This is a genomic window from bacterium (assembly GCA_040756715.1).
Classification (GTDB): domain Bacteria; phylum UBA9089; class UBA9088; order UBA9088; family UBA9088; genus JBFLYE01.
This window is the reverse complement of sequence record JBFLYE010000069.1, coordinates 1-12,777: the sequence shown is the minus strand read 5'-3', so window position 1 is coordinate 12,777 and position 12,777 is coordinate 1. Positions and strand designations below refer to the sequence as shown.

Here is a 12,777-nt window from a genome sequence, read left to right as displayed (position 1 = left end):
CTTAAAACCGCTATTGAAGGGCTTTCTGAGTATGATTATATATTTATTGACCCTCCGCCATCTTTAGGGATTCTCACTTTAAATGGGCTTGTTGCCTCTTATTCCATTATCATTCCCATTATGATTTCATATTATGGCTTAGAGGGGCTGGTTGAGCTTCTTGAGATGATAAAGAAGGTAAAAAAAAGTTTTAATCCAGATTTTTCTATTGAGGGTGTTTTAATGACAATGTTTAATCCAAGGACAAGGCTTTCCTATGAAATCTTTGAGGAGGTAAAAAAACATTTTAAAGACAGGCTTTACAAAACCGTCATTCCTAACAATATAAGGCTTGCTGAGGCTCCATCCTATGGAAAGCCTGCTATTTTATATGACAAGGCATCAAAGGGTGCTTTAAGCTATTTTGAGCTTGCAAAGGAGATAATAGAGCAAAACAAAATTTAGGTAGGTGTTTAGATAATCTTAAGGAAAACTTTATAAAATTATGAATTTTGAATGTTGAATTTTGAATTAAAAGGGGAAAAATTTTATAAAACTTAAACCTTCAATCCAAAATTCAAAATTTAGAATTCAAAATTTTTAAAAGTGGATGAATTTTAAACAAATAAAAATTCTTTCTTGCTTTTTATAATTTTTTAGGTTATACTTAAATTATGGACAAAACAATTTTAGAAAAGGATGTTAGGGTTTTAAGGGGTCTAATTGCGGGATTAGAATCAGAGCTTTCTACAATCCAGGAAAGAACCAAGGAGAGGGAGGAGAGGGTAAGGACTATCTATTCCTCACTAGAGGCAATTTCATTAAAAGCAGAAATCCTTCAGGAGATAAATGAGATGCTTGGCTTAGACCTTGAGGTAGATGACCTCCTTTCATTGATTATGGATTCTATCCTTCGTTTTATGAGAACCGATGCAGGAAGTATCCTCCTTTTAGACAAAAGTGGAACAAAGCTTATTTTCAAAGTGGCAAAGGGGCCGATGGCGGATGAGGTAAAGAAATTTGATGTTCCATTAGGAGAGGGCATTGCAGGCTGGGTAGCAAAAAATGGAGAACCCTTAATTGTTCCAAATCCCTTAGAAGACAAAAGGTTTAAAAGGGATATTGCAGAGGAAATAAGCTATCTTCCATACAATCTCCTTTGCGTTCCCTTGAAGGCAAAAAGGAAGATAATTGGTGTTATTGAGGTTATCAATACATTGGGAAAGGAGGCTTTTACAAGGGATGATGAGGAGCTTCTTGGAAGTATTGCAAATCAGATAGGTGTTCTTATTGAAAATGCCTCCCTTTTTCATGACCTGGTTAGAAAGGTCTCAGAGAAGACCGTCTTAACAGAGGTTGCCAGGACAGTAAATTCAAGCTTAAACATTGATAGGGTTTTAGAAGTCTCAATGAAGCTTGTAGCTCAGCTAATGAGGGCTGAGGCGAGTTCTTTAATGCTCTTGGACAAAGAAAAAAATGAGCTTATATTCAAGGTTGCATTAGGGAAAAAAGGAGAGGGCGTAAAGGAGATAAGGATTCCTTTGGGTGTGGGCATTGCTGGATATGTGGCAGAAAAGGGAGAGCCTTTGGTTGTTCCTGATACAAGCAAAGACCCCAGGTTCTTTAAAGAAGCAGATGAAAAATCTGGGTTTCAAACAAGGTCTATTATTTGTGTTCCCCTTAGGATAAAGGACAAAATAATTGGTGTAGCCCAGGCGATAAACAAAATAGGAGGGACATTTGCCGATGAGGATATAGAGCTTTTTGAGGCAATAGCCCTTCAGATTGCCATTGGCCTTGAGAATGCATCCCTTTACAAAGAGCTTGAAGACCTATTTCTTTCCATTATCATATCCCTTACCGCAACCATTGATGCAAAGGACCCATATACCCATGGACACTCCCAGAGGGTCTGTGAATATAGCCTTGCCATAGGAAAAGAGATGGGTCTATTAGAAGATGAGATAAACCAGCTTAAATTATCAGCCCTTCTTCATGACATTGGAAAGATAGGCATAGATGAAAAAATCTTGAGAAAACCTGCAAAGCTTACCGATGATGAATTTGGAGAAATAAAGAAGCACCCAGGAACAGGGGCAAATATTATTGAGCATATAAAAAAGCTTAAGGATATTACCCCTTCTATTAAACACCACCACGAAAGGTTTGAAGGTGGAGGCTATCCAGATGGTTTGTCGGGAGAAAATATTCCCCTTTTCTCAAGGATTATAGCTGTAGCAGATACCTTTGATGCTATGACCTCTGACCGGCCCTATAGAAAGGGGGGAGAGCCAGAGGTAGCTTTGGCTGAGATAGAAAGGTGCAAAGGAAGCCAATTTGATGAAAGATGCGCAGATGCGTTTATTTCTGCATATAAAAAAGGAAGAATAAAATCAAAAGATGATATGGAACTTGCTTTTAGCCCACTTACTAGCTGATTTTCCCCTCCAGACAAGGAGTCTATTTGAGCTAAAAAAGAGAAGTATTTGGGGTGTAATGCTTCATAGCAGTGTGGGTGTTTTGCTTGTGATTATCCTCGTTCCCCCCCTTTTGCTAAAGCCTGTAAGCCTTCTTTTGTTTTTTGTTTCGCATACCTTATTTGATTGGCTAAAGATAAAGATGACAGACAAATGGCCTAGCCTGAATAACATTATCTTTTTTATTTTAGACCAAATTTTTCATCTTGTGATTATTTTAATTGTCGCTCATCTTTGGCCTTGTGAAAATATCTATTCCCTTTTACAGGTTAAGTATGTTTCCTTTTATTGCATTGTAGGACCAGCCTCAATGATACTTTTATTTTATTTCAAAAGGCTTTTTTATAGATATGAGACATTGGTGGTTGTTTCAAAAATGAGCTGGTATGGTGCATTTGAAAGGATGGTATTGCTTACCTTTATTCTTCTTCCTGTGCCATTTTATTTTGCTATTCCATTTATTCTTATGGCAAGGGGATTTTTCTTCAAAGAAGAAGCCGATACAGCCCTTGACCTTGTTGCCTCAACCACAATTGCTGTGTTTTGCGGCCTGGTTTTAAAAATTTTTTTGTGAAGCAAATAATCTTCGCGATCACAGGCGCCTCTGGTATTATTTATGGAAAGAAAACCCTTGAGGCGATTAGCAAAGAATACAGGGTTTCTCTTATGATTTCAGACAATGGTATTCTTGTTGGAAAGAAGGAGCTTGGAATAGAGCTTAAGAATCACCTTTGTTCCCTACCAAATATCTCCTTTGTTGATTATAAAAATATGGATTCTGAAATTGCCTCTGGTTTTTTTTTAAATTTGGGTATGATAGTTTGCCCCTGTAGTATGAAAACCCTATCTGCCATAGCACAAGGAGCTTCAGAGAATTTAATCCAAAGGGCAGCTGATGTTTGCCTTAAGGAAAGAAAAAGGCTTATTCTTGTGCCAAGGGAAACACCCCTCTCTGAAATCCACCTTGAAAATATGCTAATATTAAGAAGAATGGGAGCAGATATTGTTCCTGCAATGCCTGGGTTTTATGAAGCTCCAAAAACAATAGATGACCTTGTAGACTTTATTGTAAGAAAGGTTATCTCCTTGTTGACAAGGGAATGAAAATTTTATAAAATAGAAGAATGAAGGCAATATGTTTTTTAGGTTTGGGTTTGTTAATAGGTGGTTGTGCGGCAACCTCCACTGAGCCAAAGGCAAGGGTTGATACATCAATGGAGGCAGAGCTTCCTCCCTATTCAGGGCTAAAGGCATCTCTGGCTGTTTCTAAATTTGAGTGGAAGGCAGAAAAAGAAGATATAGGTGCAGGAGATGGATTAAGGGATATGCTAACCACTCTCCTTGTTCAATCAAAGAGGTTTAAGGTTTTGGAAAGAGAGGAATTAGGAAGCATAAAAGAGGAGATAGGTTTAAGTGAGAGTGGATATGTTGATGAAAGTTTTACGGTAGAAAAGGGAAAGATTAGGGGTGCTGATATTTTGGTCATAGCTGCTATAACAGGCTGGGAGCCAGGTGCGGAAAAGAGGGGCGGTGGTGTGGGTGGATTTGGTCCAGGTTGGCTGGGTGCTCTTGGTGGTGCATTTAAAAAATCCTATCTGGCGATGGACATTAGGATAATTTCCTCTGCTACAAGTGAGGTTTTAGCCGCAACAAGGATAGAGGGGGAGGCAAAGGAGGTTGACCTGGGAATATTGGCAGGAGGTATATTTGGCTCTCTTCCCTTAGGAGGGGTGCTTTCAAAATATTCAAAAACACCAATGGAAAAGGCGATAAGGGTTTGTCTAAAAGAGGCGGTAAAATATATTTCAGAGAATACACCAAAGGAATATTTTAAGTATTAAAAAGGATTTCAATCAATTTTGTTCCCTCTTCTAAAAAAATGCCATTTTTTGCCTCTTTTTCATTAAAAAATTCTACCTTCTTCATTTTCCATGGCGCATTCTCTATTCTAAATTCCGCATTACTCCATAGGATAAAGGGGGTTGGCTCGCTGGTATGTTTTCCTAATGATACAGGTGTAAGATGGTCTGAGAGGACAAGAATCCTTGCTTTCCAATTTAAATTAGAAAGGATAAAACCTATAATCTTCTCATCAATCTCCTCAATTGCTTTTATCTTCTGCTCCAGGTTTTTGTTATGTCCTGCCTCATCTGGTGCTTCAATATGAATAAAAACAAGGTCATTATCCTCTAATGCCTTAAGTCCATATTTTCCTTTAGCCAGATAATCTGTATCAAAATAGCCGGTTGCTCCAGGAACCTCTATTGGTTTTAAACCTGCCAATACCCCCAAACCCTTAATCAGGTCAACCGCAGAAATAACAGAACCTTTAATATTAAATTTCTCTGTTATCTTTGGAATGTCCATTTTAACACCACCACCCCAAAACCAGAGCATATTTCCATTCTCCCTTCCCCTTAATATATCCCTTGATTCCTCCATAAGCCCGGTAAGGATACAAGCCCCTTTTCCTTTTGGAAAATGGTATAAATAATCACATCCTGTAATGTTATGGGGTGGTATGCAGGTAATCTCAAATGGATCCTCAATTATTGAAGAAGAAATAACCAGCAAATGCCTATAGCTTACCCCTGGATAAAACTTTATTTCTTTACTTCCCAATTCTTTGTCGATAAATTTTATAATTTCTGCTGCTTCCTCTGTTTTTATATGACCTGCGCTGAAATCCGTTATTATTCCATTCCTTACCGTAATAAGATTGCACCTGAAAGCAACCTCATCCTCTTTTAGAAAAACCCCCATACTTGCAGCCTCCAGAGGCGCCCTTCCTTTATAATAAACCCTTGGGTCATATCCTAATAAAGAAAGGCAAGCAACATCAGAGCCAGCTGGCATATTATCTGGGATGGTTCTTGTTGTCCCAATCATTCCTTCCCTTGCTAGCCTATCCATATTTGGTGTATGGGCTATCTCTAGGGGTGTTCTTCCATCTATTGGATAATCAGCCATTCCATCAGGAACAATGATAATATATTTCATTTAAGAATTATGAAAATAGGTCAATAAGAAGCCCTTGTATTTCATCTATTGTGCTGGCAAGACGCAAAACATCCCTTTCCTTTTTTAAAACCTCATCGGTTAAAAGAAGGAGGTTTTCGTCTATCCTTTTTAAAATAAGATGAACCTTTTGTGTTCTGGCAAACCTTCCACTTTTCTTTTCCTCAAGCTGCCAGATATTCTGCACAGCATATTGGACAAATGTTGCAACCAGCTCCTTGTAATTTATAAGGTTTTCATAAGTTGGGCTATTTAGAAGAACCTTTCCCTTCTCCTCTATTTTTAAAATAAGGGAAGAAAGCTCCTCCTTTAATGCCTTCAGGGTTTCTTCCCTGATTTTTTCAGCAAATGGATGTGGTTTTTCCTCCTTTTCCTTTACTATTTGTGTCTTTTTTGTCCTTTTTCCCCTTCCTACACCCATTGCCTCCTCAAATTCCTTAAACCTTGTATGTGCCTCTTCAACCTTCATTTTTAAATCTTTTTTCTATCTGCTTCATATTATCGCCGCCATACCTTTCAAGGAAGGCATTTGCAATGATAAATGCTGTCATTGCCTCTCCAATAAAAGATGCAGATGGGACAGCACAAACATCAGCCCTTTCAACCACAGCTTTTGTTTTTTCCTTTGTCTCTATATTTACTGAGGAGAGGGGCTTCTTTAGGGTTGGAATGGGTTTCATCGCACATCGGATAATAATTGGCTCTCCATTGCTTACTCCCCCCTCAATTCCACCTGCATTGTTTGCCTTTCTATAGAATTTATTTTTGTAAAATATTTCATCGTGTACCTTGCTACCAAACCTCTTTGCCGCCTCAAAACCAAGACCAATTTCAACCCCTTTTATTCCAGGAATGCTCATCAAGGCAAAGGCAAGAAGGCTATCCAGCCTTCTATCCCAATGGACATAAGAACCCAAGCCAACCGGAACACCAATTGCCTTTATCTCAAACACTCCACCAAGTGTATCACCATTTTCTGATGCCTTGTCTATTTCTTTTATCATTAGCTTTTCTTTTATGGAATCTGCACAGAATAAAGGTGAGCCATTTATTTCAGCATATGTTTTAGGAGACCTCTTTGTCCTTATCTTTCCAATTGAAACAACATATCCTAAAACATCAATACCAAAATTAGAAAGAAAGCCCTTACAGACGCAACCAACCGCACACCTTGCCGCTGTTTCCCTTGCAGATGCCCTTTCCAAGACATTCCTTAGATCAGAATGTCCATATTTTATTGCTCCAGAAAGGTCAGCATGACCTGGCCTTGGAGAAAGAATTGGTTCTACATTATCCCATTTTTCCCTCCAATTCTCCCAATCTTTATTTTTTATATTCATACATAATGGGCTTCCTAGTGTATATCCCTTTCTTATCCCTCCGGTAATCTCTATCTCATCTTTTTCAATCTTCATCCTTCCTCCCCTTCCATAGCCCATTTGCCTTCTTGCTAATTGCTTATTTATTTCTTCTTTGTCTATAAAAAGCCCGGCTGGAAGGCCTTCAAGGATTACAGTTAAAGATGGACCGTGCGATTCACCGGCGGTTAAAAATCGTAGCATTTTTTTCTAAGATGAGCTTTATTAAATCTTCAGCTAAGCCTATAACCTCTTGTGCATTCTCTTTAGTTAATAATGCATTTGGTTTATACCTTGCCTCGTTTCTTATCCTTAAAGCAATATTTAACTTATAACCTATCTCTGGTGCTACTTCGTTTGTTTTTATATATAGACGACCAAACAGAGTGACTACACCGCCATGACTTCCTGGTAGGTCATCTTGTTTTAAAAGGATGAGTGCCTTTGCGGCTAGCTCGGCAGAGTTGTATGCCGCATCTATTGCTAAGCGGATCCTTTTTCTCTTAAAAACCTCTTTTGCTCCCTCCAGATATTCTTGTGAGAGCTCTGTTGTATCCTTCATCGCCTCCCTTTTTATTTCTTCTTTTTCCATAGAATAAACCTCCTTACCATTTTGTAGGACATTATATACAAAATAATCTTGAAAAAATAGAGAATCAATGCTTGAGATAAGAATTTCAAAGGGAGCATTATGCTCCATCATAAATGTATATGCCTTATCCATAAGCGGTCTCTCAATACCTTTACCATTAAGGGTAAAGATAAGAATGTCTATGTCTGAGGAGGAAACATTGGTTTTTTTAGCACAGCTACCAAAAAGAATAATCTTTGCAATTTTTCCTTTAATATCACTTGTCAATAGGTATTCTTTAAAATTATCAAGAAGCCTCTCAATGTCCATATTAATACCAAAAATTAGAGAAATAAGCAAGATATTCTCTCTTTAAAGACAAATGAGACAAGGGCACCAAATGCAAGGTATGGGCCATAAGAGATATAATCCCTCCTCTTTTTTCTTCCCATAAGGATAAGAGAGCCTCCAATAATAATAGCAAATATTGATGAAATAAGCAAAGATGAAATAAGAAGCCTAAAGCCAAGAAATAGCCCAATTAAGCCTACTATCCATACATCTCCACTTCCCATTCCCTCCATTTTAAGGATAAGTGAGGAGAGCTTTGCCACAAGGAATATAAGACCACCTCCAAAAACAAGCCCAAGGATATGCTCTAAATCCCTCCATAGAAAAATATAGAGAAGAATTCCCACCGCAATCCCTGGATATACTACTTTATCCAGGACAAAAAATGTCTCAAGGTCAATAAAGGCAATTAAAATAAGCAGGGAAAAGAAAAACAGCCAAATCAAAAGCTCTAGCTTTAATCCATACAAATTTCCAAGATAAAAATAGAGGCAAGCCGTTAAAACCTCAACCAAAAGATAGCGAATGGGAATTCCTTCTTTGCAATGCCTGCATCTTCCCTTAAGGACAAAAAAGCTTAAGATGGGGATATTGTCATACCATTTTATAGAAACATTGCATTTTGGACAAAATGAGCCAGGGAACACAATAGAAATATCCTTGGGTAGCCTATAGATACAAACATTAAAAAAGCTTCCCAACACCGCACCAATGATAAATAAAATGCCTTTAAACATTTGTTATTTAAAATTTATGTTAGATAATAACGATAGGTTCTATGATAATATTCTTTTTTCCCTTTTAAGTATTGAAATTAAAGTTTTATAGTCTAAAGATTTTAGTCTTTATTTATAGCCTTAACAAACCCTATCAATTTACCATTCATTTTTATTATACTTTGAAATAGATATTGTGTCAAGCTACGCGTTTAGCTTCTCTTTAAATTTCCTTGTCAAGGAAGGTTTGATAAATATAAAATATATCAATGAAGCTAAGTCAATACTTCTTTCAGACATTGATTGAGGAGCCAAAGGATGCCCCTTTAATCTCCCACAAGCTGATGCTAAAGGCAGGGCTTATAAAAATGCTCTCCTCTGGGGTTTATTCCTTTCTTCCTATTGGATTTAGGGTGTTAAAAAAGGTAGAGAAAATTGTTCGGGAGGAGATGAGTAAAATCGGTGCAATTGAGCTTTTTATGCCTTCTCTTTCACCTTCAGGGCGTTGGAAAGAGACAAAGAGATGGGAGGCTTATGGCGATGATATGTTCAGGCTAAAGGATAGGAGGGGAAATGAATTTGGGCTTTGTCCAACCCACGAGGAGGTTATCTGCGATATGGTAAGGGATGTGGTAAAATCATATAAAAGGCTTCCCTTTTCCTTGTATCAAATCCAGACAAAATTTAGGGATGAGCCAAGGCCAAGGGGAGGGGTGATTAGGGCAAGGGAGTTTCTAATGAAGGATGCATATTCATTCCATCACAACGAAGAATCTTGCGAAAAGACATATAAAGACTTCTTTAGCGCATATAAGAGAATCTTTGAACGATGTGGATTAAATTTTGTAATCGTTGAGGCAGAGGCAGGGATTATCGGAGGCTCATTCTCCCATGAGTTTATTGTCCCCTCTGAGAATGGCGAGGATACGGTGATGGTTTGCGAAAAATGTGGGTATGCGGCAAGCCTTGAAAAAACCGAGGTAGGAGTCAAGGGTCAAGGGTCAAGGGTCAAGGGTCAAGAGATGGAGCTTAAGTTGGTTGAGACGCCAAATCTTAAGAGTGTGGCGAAGGTTTCAAGCTATCTTTCTAAAAAACCAGAGGAATTGATAAAGACATTGATTCTAAAGGCAGACTTTGAGATAATTGCTGTGCTTATCCGTGGGGATTGCGAATTAAATGAGACAAAACTTAAAAAGGCATTAAATATAAAGGAGCTTTCTATGGCAGATAGTGAAACAATAGAAAAAATAACCGGAGCTCCTTTGGGATTTTCTGGTCCAATTGGGCTTAATTGCAAAATTATTGCTGATTATTCCCTTAAAGAGGGGAAAAACTTTGTGCTGGGTGCAAATAAAGAAAATTTTCACTATATAAATGCAAACATAGAGAGGGATTTTAAGGTAGAAGGTTTCTTTGATCTAAAAATAGCAAGAGAAAATGATCCCTGCCCAAAGTGTGAAAGCATTCTTTCCGAAATAAAAGGGATTGAGCTTGGCCATTGCTTTAAATTGGGGACAAAATATTCAAAGGCAATGGGACTGAGATTTTTAAATGAAAATGGGGATAAAAACCTGGTAATTATGGGGTGCTATGGGATTGGCGTATCCAGAATAATTGCCGCTGTTATTGAACAAAACTATGACAAGAGGGGGATAATTTTTCCCAAAGAGATTGCCCCATTTTCTTCCATTATCATAAACATTGAAAATAGGGCATTGGCAGATGAGATTTATTCACATTTGCTAGAGAAAAACATTGATGTTTTATATGATGACAGGGAGGAAACCCCAGGGAAAAAGTTTGCCGATGCTGACCTTATTGGCATTCCCTACCAGATAATCATTGGAAAAAAATCTACCCGCGAAAAAATAGAGTTTGTAGAAAGAAAAACAAAAAAGAGAGAATTTCTAAGTCTTAATGAGATTGTAAACAGATTGTAAATTTGAAAAAGAAAAAAGATGTTTTAAGGAAAAAAGATATTGGAAACATAGCCTTAATTATCTCCATTCTTTTTTTACTTCCTGGCTTTTTCTGTTTTTTATATAATTCATTAACCTTTGCCTTTTATTTATATCCAATAGAGGACGGAGAAGGTTTGGTGATGAATATGACAAAGCTTTTATATGAAAAAAAAGCTCTCTATACAGAGATTAATTCTTTCTATATTGCTAATAACTACCCTCCTCTATATCCCTTATTGAACCTAATTCTTGTCCCATTTCTTGGGCTTGGCTTTCTTTCTGGCCGCCTTATATCGCTTTTTAGCATTTTATTGGTTTCTACTTTGCTCTTTTTGATTTTAAAAAAAGAGACAAAGAATATTTATATTGCCTTAATCTTTTCTTTTTTATTCCTCCACATTGATTACATATATTCCGCTACCGCGCTTTATAGGGTAGATATGGCAGGTGTTTTTTTCTCTTTCTTAGGATTCTATCTTTTTTATAAGAAGCAAAAAATTATTTTTCCAATAATTGCCTTTTTGTTTGCAATTTATACAAAACAATCAAACATTGCAGCCTTGTTGGCTGTAATAACATGTATTTTTATTACTGAAAGAAAGAAAAACAAGGCAATTAATTTTCTTATCCTTTTTTTAATCCTTTTTACCATCCCCTCTTTTATTTTGATGTTTATCACAAAGGGAGAGGTTTTTAGACATCTTGTTACATATAATGCTAATGTTTATGAATTAGAAAGATTCTACATATATCTTGATAAATTTATAGAGAAGAACTGGCTTTTTCTTGTTTTCTCCCCAATTTATATAATAGAGATTATTTTGAAAAAGAAATATAAAGAGCCCATATTTCTTTATCTTCTCTTTTCTTTACTTCCCCTTTTTGCCTCTGGCAAGGTAGGCTCTTCTTACCACTATTTATTTGAGCCAACAGGAGTTTTATCTCTAGCAAGCGGTCTTGGTTTTTTTAAGATTTATAATTCAAAAAATAAATTTTTTTATGGGATAATATTTTCCATCCTCCTTATATATATTTTTACTTCATATCATAAGGTTATTAAAACTATCTCGCTTGAATCGCAAGTCCCTCAAGACAAAGCCCTTCTTTCCTTTATTTCTAAAACAGAAGGCAAAATTCTTTCAGAAGAGAAAGGGACGGGATACATTTTATTATCGGGAAAAGATATATACTTCTATCCATTTATTATGAGCCAACTAGCAAGAGAAAAAAAATGGGATCAAGAAAAGATAATTAATGAGATTAACAATAAGATATTTTCAAAGGTATTGCTAAACTCAGACCTTTCAAATCCATCTTACTTAACCAGTGAGAGGTTTACAAGGGAAATTTTATCCTCCATTAGGCAGAATTATGTATTTGAAGGAATTATTGGTGATACATGGATTTACTCTCCAAAACTTCAGTGAAGCCAAAAAAGAAAAGGGATATTTCAATATTAACCACCATTTCAGTAGGGGCAATATTTATCCTTCTCTTTTTATTATTAGTATCATTTTATGAATATAATGGATTTAAGAGGGCAGGAATTAGCTTTTCAAGCGATGACCCCTATATTCACCTTAATCTTGCCCGCTCATTTAGTGAAGGAAAAGGCTTTTCGCTCAATCCTCCTCACCAAACTGCCACATCCAGCTCTTTTCTTTGGACATTGCTTATAAGCACTTTTTTTATTTTTACAAGCGAGGTTGTAATCATAGTTCATATTTTTGGAATTCTCCTTATCATCCTTTCTTCATTTATCTTTTATTTTCTTGCCCTATCTCTTTCAAAATCAAGGATTATTGCACTTTTATCATCTGGGATTTTTCTGCTAGAATGGCATACAATATGGTTTGCAATTTCGGGAATGGAGGTTTCTTTGTTTATTCTTCTTATTTTATCTTCTCTCCTTTCGTTTGAAAAAAGGGGGTGTTCAATAATTACAGGAATCCTGGTTGGTCTTCTTGCAATTACCCGACCAGAAGGAGCTATTATGTTCTTTCTTTTTCTTTTTACCTCTATTTATAAAAAGAGGCTTCCCCTGGGCTATACTATTTCATTTCTATTGCTCATACTTCCTGTAATCCTTTTTAATCTAATAGTATCTGGAAAGCCGCTTCCACAAACATTTTATGCAAAATATCTTTACTATCATCAGATAATGGTAAATCCTATAACCTCTTACTTTTTAGATGTATTAAAATACTTCTTTCTTTCACCCTGGCTCATCGTGAATTATGGTGCATGAGGATAGGGATAGGGTTTAAAGACACCGATAGAGGAACAACCTTGAATAATTTTTAGTTTCATATACTCCTTATCCCTATAACCATAAGCCCTTCTAAT

General features: G+C 36.7%; 13 protein-coding genes. 8 read left to right on the top strand and 5 right to left on the bottom strand.

Translation table 11 applies throughout. The features are described from left to right. The 5 genes from AB1397_02870 to AB1397_02850 form a co-directional block, all read left to right on the top strand. Window positions 1–444 (top strand): ParA family protein (locus AB1397_02870; GenBank protein MEW6481935.1); only part of this gene is annotated, 444 nt, incomplete at its 5' end. 209 nt (window positions 445–653) lie between these two features. After that, window positions 654–2,417 carry a GAF domain-containing protein gene (locus AB1397_02865; protein ID MEW6481934.1) on the top strand — a complete coding sequence of 588 codons (1,764 nt, stop codon included), beginning with the start codon at window positions 654–656 and terminating at the stop codon, window positions 2,415–2,417. Further along, window positions 2,380–3,030, top strand: a complete 651-nt coding sequence (locus AB1397_02860; GenBank protein ID MEW6481933.1) for a DUF3307 domain-containing protein — start codon at window positions 2,380–2,382, stop codon at window positions 3,028–3,030. The genes AB1397_02865 and AB1397_02860 overlap by 38 nt, the downstream gene beginning before the upstream one ends. Then, a complete protein-coding gene (locus AB1397_02855) occupies window positions 3,027–3,560 on the top strand; it encodes a UbiX family flavin prenyltransferase (GenBank protein MEW6481932.1) in 534 nt (177 codons plus the stop codon). Before AB1397_02860 ends, AB1397_02855 begins: the two co-directional genes overlap by 4 nt. A gap of 20 nt (window positions 3,561–3,580) precedes the next feature. Then, a complete protein-coding gene (locus tag AB1397_02850) occupies window positions 3,581–4,297 on the top strand; it encodes a CsgG/HfaB family protein (protein MEW6481931.1) in 717 nt (238 codons plus the stop codon). Here the strand turns inward: AB1397_02850 and AB1397_02845 are convergent. Genes AB1397_02845 through AB1397_02825 form a run of 5 tightly spaced genes read right to left on the bottom strand, consistent with a single transcriptional unit; the run spans window position 4,287 to window position 8,491 of the window. After that, window positions 4,287–5,456 (bottom strand): cofactor-independent phosphoglycerate mutase, encoded by a 1,170-nt coding sequence (locus AB1397_02845; protein ID MEW6481930.1) that lies wholly within the window; start codon window positions 5,454–5,456, stop codon window positions 4,287–4,289. The genes AB1397_02850 and AB1397_02845 overlap by 11 nt on opposite strands. 7 nt (window positions 5,457–5,463) lie before the next feature. Next, complete coding sequence (locus tag AB1397_02840; protein MEW6481929.1) at window positions 5,464–5,943, bottom strand: YaaR family protein; 480 nt, start codon at window positions 5,941–5,943, stop codon at window positions 5,464–5,466. Then, the gene (gene aroC, locus AB1397_02835; GenBank protein MEW6481928.1) at window positions 5,933–7,036 is read right to left on the bottom strand and encodes a chorismate synthase; all 1,104 of its coding nucleotides are present in this window, start codon (window positions 7,034–7,036) and stop codon (window positions 5,933–5,935) included. The genes AB1397_02840 and aroC overlap by 11 nt, the downstream gene beginning before the upstream one ends. Continuing rightward, the gene (locus AB1397_02830; GenBank protein MEW6481927.1) at window positions 7,011–7,733 is read right to left on the bottom strand and encodes a HEPN domain-containing protein; all 723 of its coding nucleotides are present in this window, start codon (window positions 7,731–7,733) and stop codon (window positions 7,011–7,013) included. Before AB1397_02830 ends, aroC begins: the two co-directional genes overlap by 26 nt. Window positions 7,734–7,747: 14 nt before the next feature. Beyond that, the gene (locus tag AB1397_02825; GenBank protein MEW6481926.1) at window positions 7,748–8,491 is read right to left on the bottom strand and encodes a prepilin peptidase; all 744 of its coding nucleotides are present in this window, start codon (window positions 8,489–8,491) and stop codon (window positions 7,748–7,750) included. 248 nt (window positions 8,492–8,739) lie between these two features. On the opposite strand from AB1397_02825, the gene AB1397_02820 reads away from it, so the two are divergent. From AB1397_02820 to AB1397_02810, 3 genes are all read left to right on the top strand, one after another. After that, complete coding sequence (locus AB1397_02820) at window positions 8,740–10,410, top strand: proline--tRNA ligase (protein MEW6481925.1); 1,671 nt, start codon at window positions 8,740–8,742, stop codon at window positions 10,408–10,410. A 167-nt stretch (window positions 10,411–10,577) separates the two neighbouring features. Next, window positions 10,578–11,858: a hypothetical protein gene (locus tag AB1397_02815; GenBank protein ID MEW6481924.1), complete on the top strand. Its 1,281-nt coding sequence runs from the start codon at window positions 10,578–10,580 to the stop codon at window positions 11,856–11,858. Beyond that, on the top strand, window positions 11,855–12,679 hold the full coding sequence (locus tag AB1397_02810; protein MEW6481923.1) for a hypothetical protein: 825 nt from the start codon (window positions 11,855–11,857) through the stop codon (window positions 12,677–12,679). Before AB1397_02815 ends, AB1397_02810 begins: the two co-directional genes overlap by 4 nt. The last annotated feature ends 98 nt before the right edge of the window (window positions 12,680–12,777 follow it).